Annotated in this window: 19 protein-coding genes; 9 read left to right on the forward strand and 10 right to left on the reverse strand. The window is 66.5% G+C overall.

The window, feature by feature from the left end:
- Positions 1 to 34: 34 nt before the first annotated feature.
- From IM660_RS18015 to IM660_RS18030, 4 genes are all read left to right on the forward strand, one after another.
- A complete protein-coding gene (locus IM660_RS18015; RefSeq protein WP_193497140.1) occupies positions 35 to 1,594 on the forward strand; it encodes a DUF3502 domain-containing protein in 1,560 nt (519 codons plus the stop codon).
- Between the two features lie 69 nt (positions 1,595 to 1,663).
- Positions 1,664 to 2,641 carry a hydroxyacid dehydrogenase gene (locus IM660_RS18020; RefSeq protein WP_193497141.1) on the forward strand — a complete coding sequence of 326 codons (978 nt, stop codon included), beginning with the start codon at positions 1,664 to 1,666 and terminating at the stop codon, positions 2,639 to 2,641.
- Between the two features lie 68 nt (positions 2,642 to 2,709).
- Positions 2,710 to 3,747: a LacI family DNA-binding transcriptional regulator gene (locus IM660_RS18025; protein ID WP_193497142.1), complete on the forward strand. Its 1,038-nt coding sequence runs from the start codon at positions 2,710 to 2,712 to the stop codon at positions 3,745 to 3,747.
- Positions 3,748 to 3,819: 72 nt separating this feature from the next.
- Complete coding sequence (locus IM660_RS18030) at positions 3,820 to 4,803, forward strand: acetylxylan esterase (RefSeq protein ID WP_193497143.1); 984 nt, start codon at positions 3,820 to 3,822, stop codon at positions 4,801 to 4,803.
- Positions 4,804 to 4,949: 146 nt separating this feature from the next.
- On the opposite strand, the gene IM660_RS18035 is transcribed toward IM660_RS18030, so the two are convergent.
- The 7 genes from IM660_RS18035 to glpK (IM660_RS18065) form a co-directional block, all read right to left on the reverse strand.
- Positions 4,950 to 5,585, reverse strand: a complete 636-nt coding sequence (locus IM660_RS18035; RefSeq protein ID WP_193497144.1) for a LuxR C-terminal-related transcriptional regulator — start codon at positions 5,583 to 5,585, stop codon at positions 4,950 to 4,952.
- 19 nt (positions 5,586 to 5,604) lie between these two features.
- Positions 5,605 to 8,016 carry a glycoside hydrolase family 65 protein gene (locus tag IM660_RS18040; protein WP_193497145.1) on the reverse strand — a complete coding sequence of 804 codons (2,412 nt, stop codon included), beginning with the start codon at positions 8,014 to 8,016 and terminating at the stop codon, positions 5,605 to 5,607.
- Between the two features lie 17 nt (positions 8,017 to 8,033).
- Positions 8,034 to 8,852 carry a trehalose-phosphatase gene (gene otsB, locus IM660_RS18045; protein WP_210769019.1) on the reverse strand — a complete coding sequence of 273 codons (819 nt, stop codon included), beginning with the start codon at positions 8,850 to 8,852 and terminating at the stop codon, positions 8,034 to 8,036.
- 16 nt (positions 8,853 to 8,868) lie between these two features.
- On the reverse strand, positions 8,869 to 9,654 hold the full coding sequence (locus IM660_RS18050) for an HAD family hydrolase (protein ID WP_193497147.1): 786 nt from the start codon (positions 9,652 to 9,654) through the stop codon (positions 8,869 to 8,871).
- The gene (locus IM660_RS18055; protein ID WP_193497148.1) at positions 9,654 to 11,372 is read right to left on the reverse strand and encodes a glycerol-3-phosphate dehydrogenase/oxidase; all 1,719 of its coding nucleotides are present in this window, start codon (positions 11,370 to 11,372) and stop codon (positions 9,654 to 9,656) included. The genes IM660_RS18050 and IM660_RS18055 overlap by 1 nt, the downstream gene beginning before the upstream one ends.
- Position 11,373: 1 nt before the next feature.
- Entirely contained in the window at positions 11,374 to 12,408 is a 1,035-nt protein-coding gene (gene glpX, locus IM660_RS18060; RefSeq protein WP_193497149.1) for a class II fructose-bisphosphatase, read from the reverse strand.
- A 61-nt stretch (positions 12,409 to 12,469) separates the two neighbouring features.
- Complete coding sequence (glpK, locus tag IM660_RS18065; protein WP_193497150.1) at positions 12,470 to 13,987, reverse strand: glycerol kinase GlpK; 1,518 nt, start codon at positions 13,985 to 13,987, stop codon at positions 12,470 to 12,472.
- A 527-nt stretch (positions 13,988 to 14,514) separates the two neighbouring features.
- Here glpK (IM660_RS18065) and IM660_RS18070 point away from each other — a divergent pair.
- From IM660_RS18070 to IM660_RS18090, 5 genes are all read left to right on the forward strand, one after another.
- Positions 14,515 to 15,288 carry an IclR family transcriptional regulator gene (locus IM660_RS18070; protein ID WP_193497151.1) on the forward strand — a complete coding sequence of 258 codons (774 nt, stop codon included), beginning with the start codon at positions 14,515 to 14,517 and terminating at the stop codon, positions 15,286 to 15,288.
- A 32-nt stretch (positions 15,289 to 15,320) separates the two neighbouring features.
- Complete coding sequence (gene glpK / locus IM660_RS18075) at positions 15,321 to 16,868, forward strand: glycerol kinase GlpK (protein ID WP_193497152.1); 1,548 nt, start codon at positions 15,321 to 15,323, stop codon at positions 16,866 to 16,868.
- Positions 16,869 to 17,111: 243 nt separating this feature from the next.
- Positions 17,112 to 17,390, forward strand: coding sequence for a hypothetical protein (locus IM660_RS18080; RefSeq protein ID WP_159618254.1), 279 nt, complete (start codon positions 17,112 to 17,114; stop codon positions 17,388 to 17,390).
- Positions 17,390 to 18,895 carry a sodium:solute symporter family protein gene (locus tag IM660_RS18085; RefSeq protein ID WP_193497153.1) on the forward strand — a complete coding sequence of 502 codons (1,506 nt, stop codon included), beginning with the start codon at positions 17,390 to 17,392 and terminating at the stop codon, positions 18,893 to 18,895. Before IM660_RS18080 ends, IM660_RS18085 begins: the two co-directional genes overlap by 1 nt.
- Positions 18,896 to 18,940: 45 nt before the next feature.
- Positions 18,941 to 19,807 carry an amidohydrolase family protein gene (locus IM660_RS18090; RefSeq protein ID WP_193497154.1) on the forward strand — a complete coding sequence of 289 codons (867 nt, stop codon included), beginning with the start codon at positions 18,941 to 18,943 and terminating at the stop codon, positions 19,805 to 19,807.
- Between the two features lie 51 nt (positions 19,808 to 19,858).
- On the opposite strand, the gene IM660_RS18095 is transcribed toward IM660_RS18090, so the two are convergent.
- The 3 genes from IM660_RS18095 to IM660_RS18105 are packed head-to-tail and all read right to left on the reverse strand — an operon-like array spanning position 19,859 to position 23,384.
- Positions 19,859 to 21,181 (reverse strand): Gfo/Idh/MocA family protein, encoded by a 1,323-nt coding sequence (locus tag IM660_RS18095; RefSeq protein WP_193497155.1) that lies wholly within the window; start codon positions 21,179 to 21,181, stop codon positions 19,859 to 19,861.
- 29 nt (positions 21,182 to 21,210) lie between these two features.
- Positions 21,211 to 22,680 (reverse strand): sulfatase-like hydrolase/transferase, encoded by a 1,470-nt coding sequence (locus tag IM660_RS18100; protein ID WP_193497156.1) that lies wholly within the window; start codon positions 22,678 to 22,680, stop codon positions 21,211 to 21,213.
- The gene (locus IM660_RS18105; RefSeq protein ID WP_193497157.1) at positions 22,677 to 23,384 is read right to left on the reverse strand and encodes a DUF1961 family protein; all 708 of its coding nucleotides are present in this window, start codon (positions 23,382 to 23,384) and stop codon (positions 22,677 to 22,679) included. Before IM660_RS18105 ends, IM660_RS18100 begins: the two co-directional genes overlap by 4 nt.
- Positions 23,385 to 23,389: the final 5 nt, after the last annotated feature.

The raw sequence follows: 23,389 nt of genomic DNA on the forward strand, positions 1-23,389 counted from the left end.
CCCACCTGCACAGATCACACCCAACGAAGGGAACATGATGTCTGCCCACCACACCTTCTCCCGCCGGTCGTTCCTCGCCGGCACCGGAGCGGCCGTGACCGCCGTCGGACTCGCCGCGTGCGGGAATGGTTCCGGCAATGGCAATGGCTCGGGGAGCTCGACCTACTCCTTGCTCCTCCCCGGGGACACACCCACGGACTGGACCCGGATCCGCGACGCAGTGAACCAGAAACTGCGCACCGACCTCGGGTTCGAGATCGAGCCCCAGTTCATCAACTGGAGCAACTTCGCCAACCAGTCGCTGCTGAAGTTCACCGCCGGTGAGGATTTCCAGACGTCGCTATCGGCCCGCTGGCTCAACATCGCCCAGCTGATCGAAGGCGGATCGCTGCAGCCGATGGACGATCTGCTCGCGAGCGGGGACTACGGCAATCTCACTGCTGCGGTCGACGAAAGTGCGTTCGACGCCAACCGGTGGAGCGACGGGAACGTCTACGGCGTCCCGGCCGTCAACAGCGCCGCCCGGATCCACTGCTACGTCGCCCGCGGCGACCTCATCGACCGCTACGCCGGCGGCGAGATCACCAGCTTCGACCAGCTGGAGCAGTTCTGGTATGACGTACACGCCGGCGAGGGGATCGTCGGCTACGTGAAGAACAACTCGGTCTTCGATGTGCTCGGCGCTCCCACCGGGACGATGTTCGCCGAAGGGTGGGAATCGCCGTCGATGATCCCGCTGTACTTCTCCAGCGACTCTCTGCTGTTCGTCCCCTCCCGCGATGCCGCGACCAGCGGCGTGACGGACGCGGTGCCCTTCTGGGAGCACCAGCCCTACGTCGATGCGCTGCGCCGTGCCCGCCGCTACTACGAGGACGGCATCATCAACGCCGACCGGCTCAACGTCGACTCCGCCACCGCCGGGGCGTTGTTCAAATCCGGTGGGGCTGCCACCACCTGGGCGATCACCGATGGTGCGAATACCTCTGCCCACCTGAGCCAGCTCGAGGCAGCCGTGCCCGGAGCAAGCCTGGTGACGCTGCTGCCGTTCGCCGACGGGATGGACGCCCGCCCGAACCAGACGTTCCAGGCCGACAACCTGGTGGTGGTCAATGCAGCGGCGGCCGACGCCGAAGCCGCGATGGCACTCCTGGACTGGGTATCGATCCAGGAGAACCACGACCTGCTCCAGTACGGCGTCGAAGGCACCGACTGGACTCCCGTCGGCGAGGACGCCTACGAGCCGACCAGCGACTACGCGAACTTCCCCGGCTACGCCCTGAGCTGGCGGATCCCGTTGGAGCGCCGGTTCTCGCGCATGAGCGAGTCGGAGCAGGCGTGGTTCGAGTGGTCCAAGGACTACAACAACTTCACCCAGGACCCGTTCGCCGGGTTCATCCCCGACCTGAGTGCGATCGAGACCGAACACGCGCAGATCACCGCAGCGATCGGCGAATATGGCAACCCGTTGTGGGCCGGTGCCGTGGACGTGGACGAGGGCCTGGACAACCTCAAGCATGCGGTCGAGCAAGCCGGCCTGGCCACCGTGCAGGAAGAACTGAACCGGCAGGCCGACGCCTACCTCGCGGGCCAGTAGCGGCCAGCCCGCCCTCACCCCGTTCATCCCCGCACGGCTCCTCGCCGGCCTCGTTCGTGAAGGAACTCTGTGATCGACTACGCCCTCGCCGTCGGCTCGGCCAGGCTGACCGAACGACTCTTCGGCACGTCCCTGGACGTCCTGCGCGACGTCCAGGGACGGCGGGTCGGTGACATCCTGCATGACCTCCGGTCCCCGGCCTCCGACCAGACCCTCGCGCAGGCAGAAGCACTCGTGACGGGCTGGGATACCGCGCCACTCACCGCGGACGTCCTCGCCCGCGCACCGCGGCTGCGCCTGGTGGTCCACGCCGGCGGTGGCACCGATCACCTCTTTCCCGACGGATACGGGGGCCTGACGGTCCTCGATGTGGGGGACGTCAACGCCGTCCCGGTGGCGGAGTACACCCTGGCGATGATCCTGCTGGCGAACAAGGAGACGTTCCGCGCTCAACAGCTCTACCGGCACCGGCGCACCGTCGTCGACCGGGAGGAGGAATTCCCCGTGGCCGGGAACTACGACCGCACCATCGGTGTCATCAGCGCCTCCCGGATCGGCCGTCTGGTGATCGAGCATCTCGAGAGCTTCCCGGGATTGCGCACCCTCCTGTACGACCCGCACCCGAGCGCCCGAGCGGGCCTTCCGCCCGGGGTGGTGCGCGTCGACCTGGACACCCTGCTGGCATCCTCCGATGTGGTCACCGTGCACGCCCCGGTATTGCCGGAGACGCACCGGATGATCGGCTCCCGGGAGCTGGCGCTGCTACGCGACGGCGCGACGCTCATCAACACCGCTCGCGGATCACTCATCGACGCCGGCGCTCTGGAGGCCGAACTGGTCAGCGGCCGGATTCAGGCGATCCTCGACGTCACCGACCCCGAACCGCTACCTGCGCAGTCTCCGCTCTACGACCTCCCCCACGTGCTGCTCACCCCGCATATAGCCGGATCGGTGGGGACCGAGCTACGCCGGATGGGCGCCGCCGTCGCTGACCATCTCACCGCGGCGGCACAACACCAGCACGCGACACAACCGGTCCCGCGATGAGGAGGTCAGACGTCGCCGGAGTGAGACGTGGATACGATCGATCCTCAGGACCCAAGGGCAGGAGGACCATGGCGGAGGAGCCACCGCTCGCGCGTGCCGCACGCCTGGCCGACGTCGCCGAGCTAGCGGGCGTGTCTCCGGCGACAGCATCGCGAGTCCTCAACGGGGGCCACCGCGGGGTCCGGGAGGGCAACCGGCAACGGGTGCTCGATGCGGCCAAGCGGCTGGGATACACGGCCAATCTCGCCGCGCAGACCGTCGCTCGCGGGCGCGGGCGAGGGGTGACCCTCGTAGCCAAGGGCATGCCGGACGACTACGCCAATCCGGTCACCGCCGGAGTAGTATCCGCGGCTCAGAGACGTGGCCTGCCGTTCACACTGATCTCCGCCGGCACCGAACCGGCCGATCTGGTGGAGGCGGTCAACATGGCGCGTGGCAACCGGCCCGAACTCCTCGTCCTGGCGGGGGGCCGGATGGCCGACGACGCCACCATCCCCGATCTCGTCGACGCCCTGCAGCGATACGAGGACGAGGGGGGCCGTGTCGTACTCATCACCCAGACGGGGCTCCCCTTCGACACGGTCTCCTACGCGAATCACCAAGGTGGCCGCGACATGGCCACCACGCTCGTCGACCTGGGCTACCGCAACTTCGCCGTGATCTCCGGCCTCAAGCACGGGCTGACACAGCGCGAACGCACCGACGGCTTCATCGAGGGACTGGCGGCTTCCGGGATCACGTTGCCGGCCGACCGCGTACTGATCGGCCAGTTCGATCGCGACGCCGCCTACGCGATGACCGGTGAACTGCTCCGCCGGCCGATCGAGGTCGATGCGATCTTCGCCGTCAACGATGCGATGGCGCTCGGCGTGCTGACGTTCCTGCGGGACAGGGGCGGTACCGCACCCCGTATCGCGGTTGCCGGCTTCGATGACATCAAGGCGCTGCGGGACGTGACCCCGGCGCTGACGACCGTGCACCTGCCGTGGGAGAGCGCGGCCGACGAGGCGCTGCGGATGGGCCTGGGCCCGCGGTCGCCAGAGCCGCAGGTCTCAGTGATCGAGGGACATGTGGTCGTCCGTGAGAGCACACCCCCGCTGCGCTGACGGCGTAGCGGGAACGGAACCCGTTCAGATGTTCAGTAGTGTGTTCCGGGTTCATCGATCAAGGAGCACCAGTTGACAGCGCCGCCGTTCCAGACGTGGTTCCCCGACGCACCGTTCGACGCCACGCACGGCTATGACCTCGACGCTTTGCTGCAGGTCCAGCCACCAGCAGCGCCTGCGGGTTTCGACGACTACTGGCAGCGGGTCTACACCGATGCCCGTGCCGTGGACCCGCAGCCGTGGATGACGCCGGATCCGATGACCAGCCGCCACCACGAGGTGCACCACATCGATCTGACCACCCTGGATGGTCTGCGCTTGGGCGGCTGGGTGGCCCTCCCCCACGGGCCCGCCCGCATCGGAGCGGTGATCAGCCACGGGTACGGCGGGCGCGCCGAGCCCGATCTGTCGGCTCTGCCTGCGGATGCGGCTGCGATCTTCCCCGTCGCCCGCGGGCTGCCCACGATGAGCCTCATGCCCGAAGTGCTCCGGCCTGAGGACGGGCACGTCATCGACGGGATCGAGTCGGTCGACACCTACGTGCTGCGCGGTTGCGCGGCCGATGTGTGGTGCGCCGCGACAGCACTGCACCAGCTGCTGGAGCAGGAGCTGCCGCTGGTGTTCGTCGGTGGCAGTTTCGGCGGCGGACAGGGCGCGCTCGCACTCCCGTGGGATGAGCGATTCGTCGCCGCGGCGCTGAACGTCCCGAGCTTCGGGCAGTACGACCTGAGGCTGGCCCAGCAGTGCACCGGAAGTGGTGCGCGGGTGACCGAGTACGTGAGGGACCACCCGCAGGCGCGCGAGGTGCTCCGCTATTTCGACGCTGCCACGGCCGCCACCCGGCTGCGGATCCCCACCCTGATGGCGTGTGCGCTATGGGACCCGGCGGTTCCTCCGGCCGGGCAGTTCGCGGTGCACAACGCGGCACGTTCGGCCACCGGTGACGCCGCCCGGCTGCAGGTGCTCAGCGCCGGTCACGCCGAGTACCCCTCCCAGGTGACCGAGGCGGCCGTGTGGCTGCGGGGAGTACGCGACCTGATCAACACCGCCGCGTAGGCGATCGCACCGCTGGGAGCGCATGCCCCCGACGGCGTATCCCGCCATATGGTCCTCCCTCACCTCCCCCATGCTCCGGTTCGCAGCACGGGCGGACAGATCGGCGACCGACGCGGCCGCTCCCTGTCGACATCACTATGTCTCCTTCAGACTCGGTGCCAATCCCTATCGCGCCGCCTCGCCGCGAAGGCGGCGATCTGGGTCCGCCGCTGGAGCCCCATCTTCGCCAGCACCGGAGTCACATGATTCTTGACGGTCTTCTCGGCAATCCCGAGCGCCTCTCCGATCTCCCGATTGGACAGCCCGTCGCCGATGAGGTCGACAATCCGCCACTCGTTGAGCGTCAATACAGGAGTCGCGTTTCCCCCAGCGATGCAAGCGAGTCCGAGCGACTGTCGTAGCAAGGTCTTCCCTGCCGCCACCGACCGCGCGATGTCTACCAGCTCGGTGCAGCGCGCGCTCTTGAGCACAAAGGCGTGAGCGCCTGCCTCCCGAGCAGCTGATCGTGCCCCTCCGTCATCCGAACATGTCAGAACTACCGAGCGCACCAACGGCAGGCCGGAACGGACCTCACGCACCACCCCCAACCCGCCACCGCCTGGCAGCTCCAGATCCACCAGAAGCAGATCGGGGCGCATCAGCCCGGCACGGCGAGTCGCAGCATCCACTGTGCCCGCCTCGGCGACAACGGTGAGGTCTGCGGTGAGGCCGAGCACACCGGTGAGCCCACGCCGGAAGATCTCCTGTCCATCAGCAACAAGCACTCGCACCTGGTTCGCCATGCTGCACCAGATCGGATGCCTATGACTGCAGAGTGAACTCAACCGCCTGCGCCGGCCGAGCCTCCTGGATGCTGTCCTCGACAGCGATCCAGATGAGTGTGGGGCTGTCATCGACCCGGCTGACGCTCAATCGCTCGTGGTCGATGGCGATCTTGAGCACGGTTTCCCGGAACCGCATGGTCATCGACTGGCCAGCCAGCTTTTGGACGCCGCGCGGTGTGAAACGAAGAAGTTCGCCGTTGCCCTCGGTGCCGAGGTAGCCCCGCTGGATCAGGTCCAGCGTCCCCGCCATGACACCGAGGTGAATCCCTTCGGCCGTGGTACCGCCCTGCACATCGTTGAGATCGCTGTCGAGCGCGGTCCGGAACATCTCCCACGATCGGTCGGGGTCAAAGCGAGCCAGAACGTGTGCGTGCACGATGTAACTCAAGGTCGAGCCGTGTGTGGTGCGACTCTCGTAGTACCCGATGTTGCGCCGTGCGGCGTCAGGTTCGTACCCGTAACCGAGCCGGCCGAGAATCTCAGCCAGTTGAGTGTCCGAGAACACGTAGAAGAGCATCAACGTGTCGGCCTGCTTCGCCAGCTTGTAGCGGTCGGGCGTGTCACCCTCGGCGCGCAGAATGCGATCGAGGCGCTGGATGTTGCCGTACTTGGACCGGTAGGCGGCCCAATCGAGCTCCTCCAGATCCTCGTATCCCTCGAACTGGCTGATGACCGCGTCGCCGTTCTCGTCCTCGTGGAAGGGGATGTACATCAACCGGGCGAGTTCGGCCCAGTGCTCCAGCTCGCCCTCTGTCAGCCCGATCGAATCCCACAGACGGCGCCGACGACGGACGGGGAGTGCGGCAAGTACCTGACCGGCGGTGTGGGCCAGCCATGCGACCATGACGTTGGTGTAGGCGTTGTTGCGCAGGCCTTCCTCGTCCGAACCCGGGTACTTCTCGTGGAACTCGTCCGGACCCATCACGCCATTGATCTCCCATCGGCCCCGATCAGCGTTGAACGTGGCGAGGCTGGCCCAGAACCGGGTGATCTCGAGCAGCACCTCAGCGCCGAACCGGGACAGGAAGTCGATATCACCGGTGGCCTGGTAGTACTGCCAGATGTTGTAGCAGATCGCCGCATTGACATGGCGCTGGTTATGACTCAGGTCCGGCTCCCACTGTCCGTTGCGTGGATTGAGGTGGACGACCTGCGTCTCCTCGGTGCCGTCGCTGCCGCTCTGCCACGGGTACATCGCTCCGCGGTAGCCTGCGTCGGCTGCCGCGGCACGCGCCTCATCGAGACGTCGGCAGCGATACATCAGCAGCGACCGGGTGACTTCCGGAAGTCGGTAGTTCAGGAACGGATAGATGAACAGTTCGTCCCAGAAGATGTGACCACGGTAGGCCTCACCGTTCAAACCTCGCGCCGGGGCGCCGGCGTCGAGTTCGGCGGTATGCCGCGAGCACACCTGCAGGATGTGTGCGATGTGGAGATTGAGGCGCAACTGCACCTCATCGTCGCCGACTTCGACCCCGCAGCGCTCCCACAGTTCGGACCACGCGCGTTGGTGGCGGGTGAACGCCTCGGCGAAGGTCGGCAGGCGCGAAGCAACCGTCCCGGCAGTGGTGAGCGGTTCACTCATCGCGTGGTCGCGGGAGTTGTACAGCGCCACCATCTTCTCCACCCGGATCGGTTCACCCTCCGTCGCCGAGAACGAGATCGTCTGGTGGATGTAGTCCTCCATCTGGTAGAGCTCGCGGGCGACGTTCACCGGCTGACCGTCAAGGTCGAGAACCCGGGTGCGCGCTGCCTGTCCGACGTGGATCTGTGACTGTCGGGTCCGAACCTTGAGGCCGATCACCTCTGGTCCGAACGTGCGGGGCACCACGGGATCGAGATGCCGACCCTCCAGTTCCTGGTAGCGCGCCACACCCCAGTTCGTGACCCGGCCGTCCAACGCCGTGATCACCTCCAGACGACCAGACCAGTTCTCCGGCGTGATGGTCCACTCGATCCCCGCCCAGTGGCGATCGCTCATGCTGACAAACCGGCGACTGGTCAGACTCGTCTCACGACCGGCAGGATCGCGGAAGCGGACGAAGCGCGAGACCGTCGCCGTGGCCAGGTCATACTCGTGCCGGTACTCGAGCACGTCGGCAGTCCCGGCGAGCCGGAACGGCTCGCCGTCCTCCACGCGCAGTTTGAGCACCAGCCAGTTCGGCAGATTGACGAGGTCTTCGTTCAGGACGGCACGGCCGGCCACGATCGTCGTCTCCCGGTTGAATCCGCTGTGAGTATAGGTACCGGGGTAGTGCGATGCGCCCGGGTCCTCCCACTCGGCGGCTCCGCGAGTGCAGATGTAGCCGTTCCCGGTCGAGGTCAACGCCTCGCGCAGGCCTTCCGTCGCGGGCTCGTACGAGTCGTAGGTCAGCGTCGTGGTGAACACGGATCTCTCCAAACAGTTCAACGTGCGATCAGATCAAGGAAGCGCTGGACGGCAGCGACTCCGTCCAGCCGGTACTCCGCGGCACTCACTCGGTCGGCGTCGGCCGTCGCCGCGCCCACAACGATGAGTCCGATACCACGCCCCCTCAGCGCGGTGAAGGCATGTTCGTCCGTGAAGTCGTCGCCGAGGTAGATGGGCACCACATCTGGCCCCATCTCCAGCACCCGGATGAGGTAGTCGACAGCCTTGCCTTTGTCCCAATCAATGGCCGGCTGCACTTCATAGACCATCTTCCCGGGTGTCACCTTCAGCTCATCCAGATGGGCCGTCCGGACCTCTTCGACAAGCGCGGTAGCCCGCCAACGGTCGATCTCGTCGACGAGTCGGTAGTGCAGGGCAACCGAGGCGGCCTTGACCTCTACGGTCGCCCCGGGGATCTCCCGGGCACCCGCCTCGACCTGATGTCTGACACTCTCGAGAAGGTTCTCGTGCCCGCCGGCGAACTGAGCACTGATCTCTCCGTCAGGGCTGGCGATATCGAATCCGTGACTCCCGGCGACAATCAAGGAATCCAGGCGCATCAGTTCCTGGACGACCGGGCGGTCACGTCCACTGACAACGCAGACCTGGCACCGCTGGGCCAAGTCAGCGACGACGTCGCGCATCCCGTCGGAGATCGTGGCGTCCTCTGGCCGGTCCACGATCTCTGCCAGGACCCCGTCATAGTCCAGGAACAGGGCGACAGGACGACCTCCGATTCGCGTCCGGAGCGAATCCGCGATGCCCCCTTGGAGGTGCCCAAGTGCGTCTGGGAGCTCGCCAGCAACTGTGGTCATGGTCATCTCCCGCACGTCACCGGATCGTCGCGAGCTCGACACTGCCCTGATGCAGCGCGGAGACGGAGACGTCGTCGAGGCTGGTCACCACGCGATCAGCACCGGCACGGGCGAGTGCATCCTCATCGTCGGCCCGCGACACTCCAAGCGCGGTCATCCCGCCAGCTTTCGCCGCCTGAATCCCCGATACGGCATCCTCCATCACTACACACCATTCCGGCTTGACGCCGAGTTCCTCAGCAACGGCGAGGAACATCATCGGGTGCGGTTTACCGTGCTTGAAGTCCTGACCGGACAGGTTGACATCGAAGAGATCGAGCAGCGTGAGACCCGGCTTGACGGCGGAGTACGGGAGCCCGTGCTCGTTCACGAACACGTCGAGGTAGATTCGTTCGAGGAACAGCTGGGCATTCTTGGAGGAGGAGGCTGCGGCGACCGGAATGCCGCTGTACTTCACTGCGAGAATGAACCGGAGCGCATCGGGGTAGGCGCGGAACTCACCTCGCCCGATCAGTTCGCGGACCAGCGCCTGCTTGCGGTCGGCGTACGCCTGGACGCGATTCTCGGCGTCGGGTACCTGAAAGTAGTCAAGGACCGCCAGCGCACCGCTCATCCGTGGCTTGCCCGACATCACCTGGTGGTAGACGTCAGCCGTGAACCTCTCCGGCGTGTACGTGCTCTCCTCGCGGACATCTGCCCACTCGGTGTCCATCAGCTCGGCGAAAGAGTCTCGCCATGCCCGCTCGTGCGGGGAGTCGACAAGGACACCATCGACATCGAAGATGGCAGCGCGAAAGGTCATCAGGTACTCCTGTGCTCGTCGGTACGAATATCCGGTGCACTCAGTCGGGTGGCGTCGGCCGAGGGGTCATCCGGTTGCATCTGTGATTCACGCTCCGCCTTGACGCGCAGGCGATAGGCCTCGATCTCCTCGAGGGTCTCGGTTGTGCTCCACCCCAGAATGGGAGCCACCAGCGGTGCGATCTCAGCCGCTGCTCCCTCGCCACGGTCAGGCACCTCGATCCCGATTCGCGTACGGCGGGTGAGGATGTCCTCCAGGTGCAGGGCGCCCTCGTGCGTGACGGCGTAGACCGCCTCCACCTTGAGATAACCAGGGGCGCTGGCCAGCGGTTCGCTGAGCTCCGGACTGTCGGCGATCAACGAGAGCAACTCGTTCATCAACGTCCCGTACCTACCCAGCAGGTGCTCAACAGTCTCGACGCTCATCTTCAGTTGAGCCGCAGTGTCTCGACGGCCCCGGAAGGCATCGTGGTACCCCTCGGCTCCGAGAAGCGGCTTGTGCTGCGTTCGCGAGGCAGGCACGCGACCTCCCGCGGCGTTCATCGGCTTGACCGCGGCGTCCACGGCATCCTTGGCCATGACCCGATATGTGGTGTACTTCCCCCCCGCGACGACTGTCAGACCCGGGACCGGGGACGCAACCGCATGTTCACGTGAGAGCTTGCTGGTGGAATCGGAGTTCGCGGCGAGGAGCGGCCGCAGGCCCGAATAGACCCCGACGATGTCGTCGCGGGTGAGCGGTTCGGTCAGGAGCACATTCACATGCTCGAGCAGATAGTCGATATCGGCGGCGCTCGCTGACGGGTGCGCGAGGTCGTACTCCCAGTCGGTGTCCGTGGTCCCGATGATCCAGTGCTGAGCCCACGGGATCATGAACAGCAGGCTCTTCTCCGTGCGGGTGATCACCCCGGTCTCGCTCTTGATCCGATCTCTGGGCACTACCAGGTGCACGCCCTTGGACGCCCGTACTCGGAACTTCCCCTGGGTACCGACCATCTTGTGGATCTCATCGGTCCAGACGCCGGTGGCATTGATCACCTGGCGCGCCCAGATTGGGAACGACTCACCTGACTCCAGGTCGGTGACGGAGACACCGACGACCGTTTCGCCCGCTCGCAGCAGCCCGGTCACCCGCGTGCTGTTGGCGACGTGGGCCCCGTGCGTGGCAGCAGTACGTGCCAGCATCATCGTGTGGCGGGCATCGTCCACCTGCCCCTCATAGAACTTGATACCTCCTCGCACCGTCTTGGGGTCGCCCGAGGGGAACGACTCGACAGTCTTGGCCCTGCCCAGGTGCTTGAGGTGGCTTGGCACGCCGCGCCCAGCCCCCAGCACGTCGTAAACGCCGATCCCGAGGCCGGCATACGGCCTGTCGATCGCTTTCAGCATCGGATAGATGAACGGGACCGGCCGCGCCAAATGGGGGCACAGGGTTTCCAGCGCCAGCTTGCGTTCTCGCAGCGCCTCGAAGACCAGGGCGAAGTTGAACTGCTCCAGGTAGCGCAGGCCGCCATGGAACAACTTGCTCGAGCGGCTCGACGTTCCTGCCGCGAAGTCCCGCGCCTCGACCAGCCCGACCTTGAGTCCGCGCGTCGCTGCATCCAAGGCACTGCCGGCACCGACCACGCCGGCTCCGATCACAAGGACGTCGAGTTCAACGGTGCGCAGAGCGTTCAACGCCTTCGCGCGGGAATCCGGACTCAGCGCAACTGCCGCCATCTCAGTGCCCTCGTCCGCTCGCGGTGATCAGGTTAGAGCGCTCGCGGTCGTGCCAGGCGTCGACGATCCGTACGGCTCCCGAGCGCGAACGCATCGAGATCGACTGGGTACGCACCCGGTCGGCCTCGAACTGCACCCCGCGTAGCAGGGGGCTGTCCGTGACCCCCGTCCCAGCGAAGAACACGTTGTCACCCGACACCAGATCCGTGGTGGTGAGTACGCGATCGACGTCGTGGCCGAAGTCGATCGCCGCGCTGCGCTCGTCCTCGTTGCGAGGGTAGAGCTTGCCGAAGATCGCGCTGCCGTCGCACCGCAGCGCGCACGCGGCGAGGACACCCTCCGGGGTACCGCCTATGCCAAGCAGCGCATCGATCCCGCTGCCCTCCCGGCCGACCGCGATCGCGCCGGCGACGTCTCCGTCCAGGAGGAATCGCACCGATGCTCCGGCAGCCAGGATGCTGGCGACGAGGCTCTCGTGGCGTGGCCTGTCGAGTACGGCGACCCGGACGTCGGACACCTGCTTGCCGATCGAACGTGCTACCGATCGGAGAATGTCGCCCACCGGCGCCTCCGGATCGATGACGTCGGCAGCAGCCCCGGGAACGACGAGCTTGCGCATGTACACGCACGGGCCCGGATCGAACATCGTGCCCCGCTCGGCAAGCCCGACCATCGCCACGGCGTCCGGGAGGGCCTTGGCGGCGGCGGTGGTTCCGTCGATGGGATCGACCGCGATGTCTACCTCGGGGTCGGAGCCGTTACCGACCTTCTCGCCGTTGTAGAGCATCGGAGCCTCGTCCTTCTCCCCCTCACCGATCACGACCACGCCGCGCATCGATACCGAGCCGAGCACCGGACGCATGGCATCGACGGCGGCCTGGTCGACCTTGATCTTGTCGCCACGGCCGACTTCGCGGGCAGACGCGATCGCGGCGGCCTCTGTCGCCCGGACCAGTTCCAGGGCAAGGTTTCGGTCCGGGTCCAACGGCAGTGCGCGGCCATCTCCAGCGCGATCGGATGTGTTCGTGGGGTTCATCACTCGTTCATCTCCTTCAGTAGTGGGTTGATCCCGAACCGGGACCAGGGGCTGCCGGTGTCTACTCGACGTCTACCCAGTCGAGCGTTCTCTGAATCGCCTTCCGCCAGTCCGCGTGCCCGGCGGCACGTCGCTCGTCGGACCACTGCGGCGTCCACCGCTTGGACTCGTGCCAGTTCTCACGCAGCTCATCCGTGCTTGACCAGAATCCGACGGCAAGGCCAGCGGCGTAGGCGGCACCGAGTGCCGTCGTCTCCGGAACACGTGGACGAATCACGGGCACGCCGAGGATGTCCGCCTGCATCTGCATGCACAACTCGTTGGCGGTCACCCCGCCGTCTACCTTGAGCGCCTCAAGGCCCGCGCCGGAGTCGGCCACCATCGCGTCTGCGACGTCGCGGCTCTGGTAGCAGATCGACTCGAGGGTGGCGCGGGCCATGTGCGAGTGATTGCTGTACCGCGAGAGCCCGACGATCGCGCCCCTGGCGTCACTGCGCCAGTGAGGTGCGAACAGTCCGGAGAAGGCGGGCACGAAGTAGACGCCACCGTTGTCCTCCGAGCGCCGTGCGAGACCTTCGATCTCACTGGCATCGGAGATCATGCGGAACTGGTCGCGAAGCCATTGCACGGCGGAGCCGGTGACCGCGATCGACCCCTCGAGCGCATACACGGGCGCTTCGTCTCCGAACTGGTAGCAGACCGTGGTCAGCAGCCCGTTGGTGCTCCTGACGATCTCCGTACCGGTGTTCAGGAGGAGGAAGTTCCCAGTGCCGTAGGTGTTCTTCGTTTCACCTGGTGCGAAGCACACCTGCCCGACCATGGCCGCCTGCTGATCGCCGAGGCTACCTGTCAGCGGGATCCCTCGGAACTCGGTCGGCATCGTCGTCTCGCCGTATCGGGCCGGGTCCGAGGACGGACGGATCTCCGGCAGCATCGCACGCGGGATTCCGAAGAACCCGAGCAACTCGTCATCCCAGTCGAGGGTCTCGAGATTCATGAGCATCGTGCGGCTGGCGTTGGTGACATCGGTGAGGTGCTTTCCGCCGCCGTCAACCCCGCCCGTCAGGTTCCACATGAGCCAGCTGTCGGTGGTTCCGAACAGTGCATCGCCCTTCTCGGCGTCCTCCCGCGCACCGGGGACGTTCTCGAGGATCCACTGGATCTTGCCGGCAGAGAAGTAGGTAGCCGGAGGCAACCCGGCCTTGCGCCGGATCACGTCACCCCGCCCATCGCGTTCGAGCGCGCTCGCGATCTGGTCGGTGCGAGTGTCCTGCCAGACGATCGCGTTGTAGTAGGGCCTGCCGGTCTTGCGGTTCCAGACGACCGTCGTCTCGCGTTGGTTGGTGATGCCCATCGCCGCGACGTCCGAGGAGACGAGCCCGAGCCCGTTCATCGTCGCCTGGATAGCGGAGCGGGTCCGCTCCCAGATCTCGACAGGGCTGTGCTCGACCCATCCGGCCCTGGGCAAGATCTGCTCATGCTCCAGCTGGTGGCGACCGACCTCGTTTCCACCATGGTCGAAAAGCATGAAGCGGGTGCTGGTCGTTCCTTGATCAATCGCTCCGACGAAGTCCGCCATGACGTCTCTCCTCCTCGATGAGGGAATAGCTGCACTGCTCGCCATCACGCTAGGTTCGGTCCCGCGGCTCGACCATCGCCGAGTGTCGGCATTGTCGAACAAATCGAGATGACCGCTCCGCACCGAGAAGAACCCGCGGGACGACACTGCGGGCGCGCGTGCCACGCGGTCCCGTCGCAAGCGTCAGTGCGGCGAAGGGGGCTGCACGGATGACCCATGCGGATCACCCACGCACAGCGAGGCCGTGAAAGAAGTGCTCGGACTACGCCCAACGGTCGCAAGTACACACGTCACTCACGACCAGCACGGCCCGGGGGAGTAGCGCGTGCGGTACCCGCCCGAGCACCTCTTTCATGGCCTCACCGCGGAGCCACGGCGGCGGTCGTGACGACCATTCGCCGGCTCACGGTGAGCACATTAGGGTCGGCCCGCTCCACGGACAAGCAACGCCTGTCGGCATTGTCGAACCGGATGCAACGTCCGCGCTCGCACATCCGATGGTGACCGCCTCTGGCTATCATGAAGCGGTGCCAGGGTCGATACAGTCGATAGAGCGGGCTGCGGCCATCGTTCGGTTGCTGGCCGCCGGTCCTCGCCCGTTACGGCTCAGCGAGATCGCTACGGCCCTGCAACTCCCGCGCGGCACTGCCCATGGGATCCTGAAGACCCTCACCGAGGTCGACTTCGTCGCACAGGATCGGTCAACGGGCCTGTACGAACTGAGTGATGGTCTGCGCCACCTTGGCTCGGGCTATCTCGACGCGAACGAGCTTCGCGTCCGGAGCATGAACTGGGCCGATCCACTCGCAACACGCACAGGCACAGCCGTTCGAGTCGCAACGTTGGATCAGGGCGGTGTTCTCGTGGTGCACTACGTGCTGGGGCCCGACGCCGCGAGCGACCAGGGACCGGATGTCGGAACATATCTTCCTCCACACGCCACCGCACTCGGGCAGGTCCTCCTCGCCTATAGCGCGAGCGCAGAGCAGTACACCGGCACCCGACCCACGGCATTCACGAGCTCCACGATCGTCGATGCGCGAGCACTGGCCACTGTGCTCACACACACACGCACGCGCGGCTATGCCGTGGAACGTAGCCAGTACGCACCGGAGCGGGCCAGCATTGCCGCTCCGATCTTCGGCTACGGCGGCCTCGTCGTAGCCGCAGTCGGGATTCACGGCGAGGCGGATCGACTCACCACATCCACCGGCGAGGCGCACCAGCGCCTGGCGACTCACGTCTGCCGGTGCGCACGTTCGATCACCCGAGCCCTGCAGATTTCTCGCTCGGAAACCTAGCCCGAGCGCCCCGGACCGCCAGGAGACCAGCCGTGCCCAGCCGCTACGTCATGTCGATCGACCAGGGGACATCCTCAACACGCTCGATCCTGTTCGACCAGGCTGGACAACTCGTGTCGTTCGCCCAGCTCGAGCACTCCCAACACTACCCGCGGCCCGGTTGGATCGAGCACGACGCGAGCGAGATCTGGCACAACGTCTCTCGGACGATCCAGCAGGCACTGGCGGAAGTGGACGCGACGCCAGGCGATCTGGCTGCAGTTGGCATAGCCAATCAGCGGGAGACGGTCGTCGTGTGGGACAGACGCACGGGCATTCCCGTCGGGCCGGCGCTGGTGTGGCAGGACCTCCGCACTGAACAGCTCATCGCCGATCTCTCGGCCCGATCAGATGCCGCAGTCGTGGCAGCACGTTCGGGCCTGCCGCTGACGTCCTACTTCAGCGCACCCCGCTTGCGCTGGATACTCGACGCCGATCCCGGGCTTCGGGCGCGGGCCGAAGCCGGGCAGGTGCTCGCCGGCACGATGGAGACATGGCTGATCTGGAACCTGACGGGCGGTCCCGATGGCGGTGTACACGTCACCGAACCCACCAACGCCAGTCGCACACTCTTGTTCAACATCCACACACTCACCTGGGACGAGGACCTCCTCGCCTTCTTCGGAATCCCCGTGGCCATGCTGCCCGAGGTCCGACCTTCGATGCAGGTCTACGGAAGGGCACGCGGGCCCCTCGCCGGGGTACCGATAGCGGCGGCCCTCGGCGATCAGCAGTCATCCCTCGTCGGCCAGACCTGCTTCGACGCCGGTCAGGCAAAGTGCACTTTCGGTACCGGTAGCTTCGTGCTACTCAACACCGGGCCGGAGTTGATCGTCTCCCAGCACGGAATGCTCTCGACCATCGCCTACCAGGTGGAAGGGCAGCCGCCGGTTTACGCCCTCGAAGGACCGATGGCGAGCACCGGCTCGCTGGTGCAATGGCTCCGGGACGGCCTGGGGCTCATCCAGACCGTTGGCGAGATCGAGACGCTAGCAGCATCGGTCCCGGACAATGGTGGCTGCCACGTCGCACCAGCGTTCTACGGCATGTTTGCCCCTCGCTGGTGGCCGGACGCACGGGGCGTCATCGCCGGGCTCACCAACTACGTCACCAAGGCGCACCTCGCCAGGGCTGTACTCGAGGCAACGGGCTGGCAGACGCGCGAGGTGATCGATGCGATGAACACTGATGCCCACCATCCGATCACCGAACTCCGGACCGACGGCGGCATGACCTCGAACAATCTTCTGATGCAGCTCGTCGCCGACGCGATCGACCTGCCGGTGGTCCGCCCCACGGTACGAGAGACAGTGGCACTCGGGGCAGCGTACGCCGCTGGGCTCACAGTGGGGTACTGGGCCGACCTCCAGGTCCTCCGGCGCAATTGGCACCGTGCGGCCACGTGGCTACCCGCAGCCGACCGCCCTCACCGGGACAGCGAGTTCAACACCTGGCGCAGCGCAGTCGACCTGACGTTCGAGTGGACCGCCAAGACGGGCCAAGCCCAGTCATTCACAGGGAGAGGACCCGGGCCGGTGTGAGCAGTGACGCGTCCGGGTGTGTCGACGATCGCCGAGCGCGCGGGTCCGTGACGACCGTTCCACCAGCATCCCGTCCCGACATATGGGCGCTCGCCGCGACCTACATGCTCTGGCGGGGTGTACCCGCGTACAGTGATCGGCGACCGAGCCGGATCGCCACATGTGCGGACCTGCACACGCTACGGTGCCCGGCCGGACGATTTCCTGCAGAGGCGGCGTGACGCCGCGGAAGGAAGCTCCCTCATGTCGCAGACGCAACGTTCCCGGGCCACCGGCGTGGTGGCGATCGTGCTGGGGGTGCTGCTCGCCGCCCTCATGGTCTACCCCTGGCCGCAGCACACCCCCACCCCGATCATCGGCGGCGTGATCCCGGCACCACTGTTCTTCTGGATCATCTGGACCGCGCTGTTCGTCGGGTATGTCGCCTGGATCGCCTACCGGTGGGACCCCTACGCCGCTGTCGCACGCCGCGCTGAGGCTCTGGCCGCGCAGCAGAACGACGCAAACGGGGAGGAGCGCTGATGTCTGCCACCACCATGTGGATCGCGCTCGCGGTCTTCGCCGGGTTGCTGGTCTTCCTGGGCTACCTCGGGCACCGGGGCTCGACCAACACGCTCGAGGACTTCGTGCTTGGCAGCCGGAAGCTGAGCAACATCCCGGCATTCTTCACGGTCACCGCCACGTTGTTCAGTGCTTTCAGCTACTTCGGGATCACCGGCCAGTTCTACACCAGCGGCATCGGCGCCTGGATTCAGGTGGCCACCACCGCGGCCGTCGGCCCGATTCTGTACTTCGCCGGCACCCGCATCTGGGTGGTCGCTCGCAAGTACGGCATCGTGAACGTGACCGAGTACCTCACCGACCGCTACCGCTCACGGTGGGTGGGCCTGGTGGCGGGCGTCATCATGATCGCCGCGCTCGTGCCCTACATGGGTGCCCAGTTCCGGGGCAGCGGCCTCACCCTGGAGGCTGTCACCAACGGGGGCATCCCCTACTGGGCCGGTGCGGTCTTCCTCGCCGTGGTTGTCACCCTGTACGTGATGAGCGGTGGCTTCCGGTCGGTGGTCTGGACCGATGTGATCCAGGGCGGGCTCATGTACGTGCTGCTCGCGATCGCAGCGATCATCCTGGTCGCCACCCACACTGACGGCCTCGGCAACCTGCTCGACATGGTCGAAGAGCAAGGCCAGTCCGCGCTGCTGTCCAACCCGGGAGCCGACGGCCTGTTCGGTCTGCCATACCTGATCTCGGTGCTGGTGATCTTCGCGGCCGCTCATTTCACCATGCCGCAGCTGCAGCAGCGGTGGATGGCGGCCCGCAGCCACTCGACGCTGAAGTTCATGGCCATCTCACTGCCGGTGGGTACGGCGATCATCTACTTCTGCCTGTTCTACATCGCGATGGTCGGGGTGGTCACCCGCCCGGGTGACCCGGCACCGGAAGCGATCTACCCGGCGATGATCATGGAGGTGCTCCCGCAGTGGCTGCTGCTGGTGGCCATCCTCGCGATCATCGCGGCCACCGGTTCCACCGCGAACTCGATCGTACTGACCCTGAGCTCGATCGTGGCGAAGGAGTACGTGAACCCGGCACGTCGGCGCCGGGGCAAGGTCAGCCCCGAGCAGGAGAACAAGGCGCTCACCACCACCGCACGCGCCCTGCTGCCGGTCCTGGTGGCCGGAGGTCTGCTGGTCGCGTTCTTCGGGCCGAGCAGCATCATCGGCATCATCGTCTCGATCACTTGGCCGGCGGTATTCCTGATCTTCCCGACGCTGCTGGCGGGCCTGTACTGGCGCCGGGCGACGGCACCCGCGGCGGTCGCCTCGATGGTGGTCTCCGAACTGATCTTCCTCAGCCTGAACCAGGGCTGGCTGCCGATCTCGCTCGGCGGCTGGCACCCCGCCATCCCGGCGGCGATCGTCGGTGTGATCCTGCTGGTCGGAGGAAGCTACCTCACGAAGCCGCCGTCGAAGGAGCACATCGAGCGGCACTTCGAGTTGTTCGAGACCGATCCGGCGAAGGTCTGAGGTGGACCGGGGCGTAACCGTGCACGCCCCAGGCAGAATGGCACGATGGGTGTCGACTGGAAGGCAATGCTGAAGGTCGACGCCCATCACCATCTGTTGGATCCACGCCGTCGGCAGTACCCGTGGCTGAGTGCTCGGAGAGACGACCTTCTGCTCACCCCCTTCACGGCGGCACAGTTCGAGGCCCTCGCCGACCGGCACCGGATCGACGCCAGCGTGCTGGTTCAGACACTCACGGATGCCGGAGAGACGGTCGAGTTCCTCTCCACAGCCGCCACCAGCCCGGTAGTCGCCGCCGTGGTGGGGTGGGTTGATCTGACCTCGGGACGTGTGGCGGAAGACCTCGATGTCCTCCAGTCCGGTCCGGGTGGCAGTTACCTTCGCGGAATCCGTCATCCACTCCCCCGCGAAGCCGACCTGGACTGGCTCGGACGCGACGATGTCCGGTCGGGCCTGCGTGAACTGACTCGGCGCGGGTTGGCGTTCGACGTCCTCGCCGACGAACGCCACCTTCCTGCGGCCACAGCGGTTGCGCAGGCGCACCCTGACCTGTCCATGGTCATCAACCATGCGGCCAAGCCGCCGTTGCGCGGTGGCGACCTCACCCGGTGGCGCGAGGCGATCATCGACCTCGCCGTAACCGACAACGTCACCTGCAAGGTCTCCGGACTGGTCACCGAGGCAGACCATGCCTGGTGGACGATCAACGACCTTCGCCCGGCCGTCGAATTGGTCCTGGAGGTCTTCGGGCCAGGACGGGTGATGCTCGGCTCCGACTGGCCCGTCTGCCTCGTTGCCGGAAGCTACGGCCAGGTGCTGGACACCTACCGTGGTCTGCTCGATGGTCTTAGTGTCGCCGAGCGGAGGGACGTAGAAGGCGGTGTAGCAGCCTCGGCATACGGGCTGGCTTGATTCCCGGTCACCGAGACGTCTGCACCTCTACCAAGACAACATCATTCGAAGTCACCGAAGCTCGATACCGAGATCGAGGTCGAGGTCGCCGATTCGGACGGCTTGGCCGGTGGCGAGCGATCGGTTGCCGGCGATACCTACGGCAACCGCACGGACGCCGTCGAGCGCTCCTGCTCGCTGCCCCAGAGGGTCGGGCCGCTGCCCAGGTCGGAACACATCCTGCAGCAGGATCGCGTCACCTCCACCGTGCCCGCCCGTGCCACGGGGAATCTCAACCTCCCGCGCACGCTCCCAGTGACGCTGCACCACCAGCCGCCCTCCCACCGGTCGCACCCCGTCGATCTCATCCATCGCGGTCGCGGACGGATCCACCACCCGCCCACCGGTCTCGAGCGGCACGTAGGACCGCTCAACCACATCGAGTTCGGCACGGCCCGCTGACCCGTTCACCACAACCCGGTACCCCTCCCAGGGCCCGTGCGCCGTCAGGGAGTAGGTCAGCATGGCACCGGAGTCGTAGTGCACCATCACGGCGAGGTCGTCTTCGATGCTGATACCCGGCGCGAAGGGGTCCTGGTCCCTGCGGTAGCCGTCGTGGTGCTCGGCGTCGAGGTAGAGCGCCTGCAGGCGCGGGTCGCTGCGCAGGTCGAGGGACCAGGGGTCGTTGGCCGCCCCCGAAGAGCCACGATCGGGGCGCGGCCCCGCACCCGAAGCACCAGCGCCGTCAGGCCCATAGAACATCAAACCACCGGCCGCGTAGACACGAACGGGCACCGCACCGATCCACCAGTTCACCAGGTCGAAGTGGTGGGATGACTTGTGCACGAGGAGCCCGCCGGACCTCGCCTTCTCCCGATGCCACCTGCGGAAGTAGTCGGCGCCGTGAGACGTGTCCAGGACCCACTCGAAGTGCACCGAAAGCACCTGCCCGATCTCACCGGCGGCAAGCACCCGGCGCAACTCACTGTTGCGCGGTGCGTAGCGGTAATTGAAGGTGGTCACCAGATCCCGCCCTGTCTCCTGAACGGCGTCAGTGATCTCGGCGATCCCGGCCGTCGTTGTCGTCAGGGGCTTCTCCACCACGACGTCCGCACCGGCTCGCAACGCCCGGCTGACCATGTCGGCATGGGTGTGGTCGGGCGAGGTGACGACGACGCGGTCGACCTGATGGTCGGCGATCAGCTGCTCGAGGTCGTCCGGGTCGTAGCGGGGAACCGAGAACTCGTGGAGCGTGCTGTAGTAGGACGCCCGTGTCGGGTTCGGTTCGCACAGGGCGACCAGCTCACCGTCTGCGCGATGCTCTCCCGCCAGGGCACCCAGGTACATGCGCGCCCTGTTGCCCGTCCCTGCCACGGCATAGCGTCGTCGTGTCATCTGTACCTCCGTTGTTCGTTGAGCACTCGTTAGTGCAGGCCGCGTTGGCCGGACAGGCCGCGCGTTGGTGGAGCATCGGGGCCGGCACTGCCGCCGCTGTCGGCGTGACCCGGGTTTCCGATCCACTTCCCCTCGCGCGTCCACTCTTCGGCTTCTACGCCCAGCTCCGAGACCAAGACGTTCGAGAGCCGCTCGAGGACGTCCTGGTGGTCGGGCGAGGAAGCCAGGTCGTCGAGTTCGGCCGGATCGACATCCAGGTCGAACAGCTGCCGTCGGTTTCCGTGGGGGTAGTAGATAAGTTTGTACCGGTCGTCGCGGGCCATGCAGGTGGCCTTCACCCCGGCTCCGACGGCGCCCGTGAAGTGCCCACGCTGCGCCCCGGTGACCACGGAGCGGCCGTCGAGCCCAGCGGGTGGGTCGATGCCGGCCAGGTCGAGGAGCGTAGGCATGACGTCTTGGAGCCCGCATAGTCGCTGGTCCACCTGGCCGGGTGACACGCGGTCGTCCCCGACGGGACCGGTGAGGATCATCGGCACCCGCGCCGAGCCTTCGTAGAACAGTGACTTGGCCCAGGCACCGTGGTCGCCGAGCATCTCGCCGTGGTCTGAGGTGAACAGGATCACCGTGTCCTCGAGCATGCCTTCCTCACGCAACGTGCCGATGACCACACGTAGTTGGTGATCGATGTGGGTGCATAGGGCGTAGAACGCCCGCCGGGCGTCCTCGCGCAGAGCTTCCGGTGGTGCCGAGCGTTGCCGTTCGCACACCGGCCAGGGCGCTGCGTCCGGATCATCCGCCCACTGCCCGTGGACCGGTGGGTCCATCTCCTGGCGACGGTAGAGATCGAGGTATTCCGCGGGTGGGACCAGCGGCGGGTGCGGGTGTGTGTAGGAGAGGTAGAAGAACCCGGGCCGGGTGGGGTCCCGGCGCTTGATCTGGCGCGCCATCTGCTCCGTGGCCCAGTTCGTCACATGCAACCGTTCCGGCAGGTGCCACGCGCGGCTGAGGTACTGGTTGTTGCCCATCCCGTGCGTGAAGGCCTGACCGTGGAACCCGGCATCGGTCAGGGCAGCCTCGTAGTCGTCGACCACGCCCCACTGGGTCCGTCCTTCTTCGGTGAGCAGGACGTCTGCGAACCCGATTCGGTCCCGTTGCGGGTACACATGCAGTTTCCCGACGGCGTAGGTCTGGTAGCCGTGGTCGCGGAAAGTTGAGGCGAGGGTCGCCAGGTCCGGCATGGGCGCTTCCGGCTCGTTCCACCTGACGCCGTGGGTGCGGGCCGTGGTCCCGGTCATCAGCCCTCGGCGCGCGGGAACACACACCGGCGTCTCGCTGTAGGCGCGGGTGTAGCGGATCCCGGTCGCGGCCAGCTCGTCGAGGGTGGGCGTCTGCACGACGGGATGACCAGCCGACTGCAACAGGTGCCCGGGCCACTGGTCGACGGTGACGAGGAGGACGTGCGGGCGGCGCGCCGCCGGCGTCTCTGCAGCTGCCGTCATCGCGCGATCTCCTCGTCGTGTGCTGCCTCTTCGAGGAGCGCTACCTCGAGGTCGGTGTACTCGCCGATCAGGGGTGCCATCTGCCGGAATCCGATCTGGCCGCCGGCCAGAGCCTCCCCCACGGCGCCGTCGTCGATCCAGTCGAAGCAGCGCAGCGCGTTGACCCAGAACTCGACCCGCGGACCGTCCTTGATCACGGTGATGGTGTACGGCGGATCGGCGTCGGCTACGTCGGGGATCGGGTCACCGCCTTGCGTCACGAGGTGGAAGCCCGGGCTCTTGCGCAGGTTGCAGGTGTGGAAGGCCCGTTCGTGGGGCTGCTTGCGGCGGAAGTAGGACACGTGCAAGGTGCGCAGGTCACTGCTGTGGTATTGCGGGTACTCACCGGTGCGCCGGGCCAGGGCGTCGTCGTGGACGTTCTCACCGCCCATTCCCGTGGCGGCGAAGAACATGATCGCCAGGCCCGGTTCGCGGATCGGCCAGAACTTCCACCGGATCGCCACATGATCGGGGAGGACCTCGGGGCACCAGAACACGACGTTGGCGGCCTGCCCGTCCTCGACCGGCCGGGTGCTCTCGAGCCGCATCCGCCGGTGCGGGAATGTCACGGCACCGTCTCCCTCCATCCGGAATCCGTCCACGTCCGACGGCGACCGGAGCGGGTTGGCATAGATGGTGCGACCGAGCGCGGGCTGCTCTGGCATGGGGA

The organism is Ruania alkalisoli (genome assembly GCF_014960965.1).
Lineage (GTDB): Bacteria > Actinomycetota > Actinomycetes > Actinomycetales > Beutenbergiaceae > Ruania > Ruania alkalisoli.

What these genes read in the sequence shown, in the direction of transcription:
- IM660_RS18015 (WP_193497140.1), top strand. Translation starts at nt 35, where the DNA reads ATGATGTCTGCCCACCACACCTTCTCCCGCCGGTCGTTCCTCGCCGGC.
- IM660_RS18025 (WP_193497142.1), top strand. Translation starts at nt 2,710, where the DNA reads ATGGCGGAGGAGCCACCGCTCGCGCGTGCCGCACGCCTGGCCGACGTC.
- IM660_RS18035 (WP_193497144.1), bottom strand. Translation starts at nt 5,585, where the DNA reads ATGGCGAACCAGGTGCGAGTGCTTGTTGCTGATGGACAGGAGATCTTC.
- otsB (WP_210769019.1), bottom strand. Translation starts at nt 8,852, where the DNA reads ATGACCACAGTTGCTGGCGAGCTCCCAGACGCACTTGGGCACCTCCAA.
- IM660_RS18050 (WP_193497147.1), bottom strand. Translation starts at nt 9,654, where the DNA reads ATGACCTTTCGCGCTGCCATCTTCGATGTCGATGGTGTCCTTGTCGAC.
- IM660_RS18055 (WP_193497148.1), bottom strand. Translation starts at nt 11,372, where the DNA reads ATGGCGGCAGTTGCGCTGAGTCCGGATTCCCGCGCGAAGGCGTTGAAC.
- glpX (WP_193497149.1), bottom strand. Translation starts at nt 12,408, where the DNA reads ATGAACCCCACGAACACATCCGATCGCGCTGGAGATGGCCGCGCACTG.
- glpK (WP_193497150.1), bottom strand. Translation starts at nt 13,987, where the DNA reads ATGGCGGACTTCGTCGGAGCGATTGATCAAGGAACGACCAGCACCCGC.
- IM660_RS18080 (WP_159618254.1), top strand. Translation starts at nt 17,112, where the DNA reads ATGTCGCAGACGCAACGTTCCCGGGCCACCGGCGTGGTGGCGATCGTG.
- IM660_RS18085 (WP_193497153.1), top strand. Translation starts at nt 17,390, where the DNA reads ATGTCTGCCACCACCATGTGGATCGCGCTCGCGGTCTTCGCCGGGTTG.
- IM660_RS18090 (WP_193497154.1), top strand. Translation starts at nt 18,941, where the DNA reads ATGGGTGTCGACTGGAAGGCAATGCTGAAGGTCGACGCCCATCACCAT.
- IM660_RS18095 (WP_193497155.1), bottom strand. Translation starts at nt 21,181, where the DNA reads ATGACACGACGACGCTATGCCGTGGCAGGGACGGGCAACAGGGCGCGC.
- IM660_RS18100 (WP_193497156.1), bottom strand. Translation starts at nt 22,680, where the DNA reads ATGACGGCAGCTGCAGAGACGCCGGCGGCGCGCCGCCCGCACGTCCTC.
- IM660_RS18105 (WP_193497157.1), bottom strand. Translation starts at nt 23,384, where the DNA reads ATGCCAGAGCAGCCCGCGCTCGGTCGCACCATCTATGCCAACCCGCTC.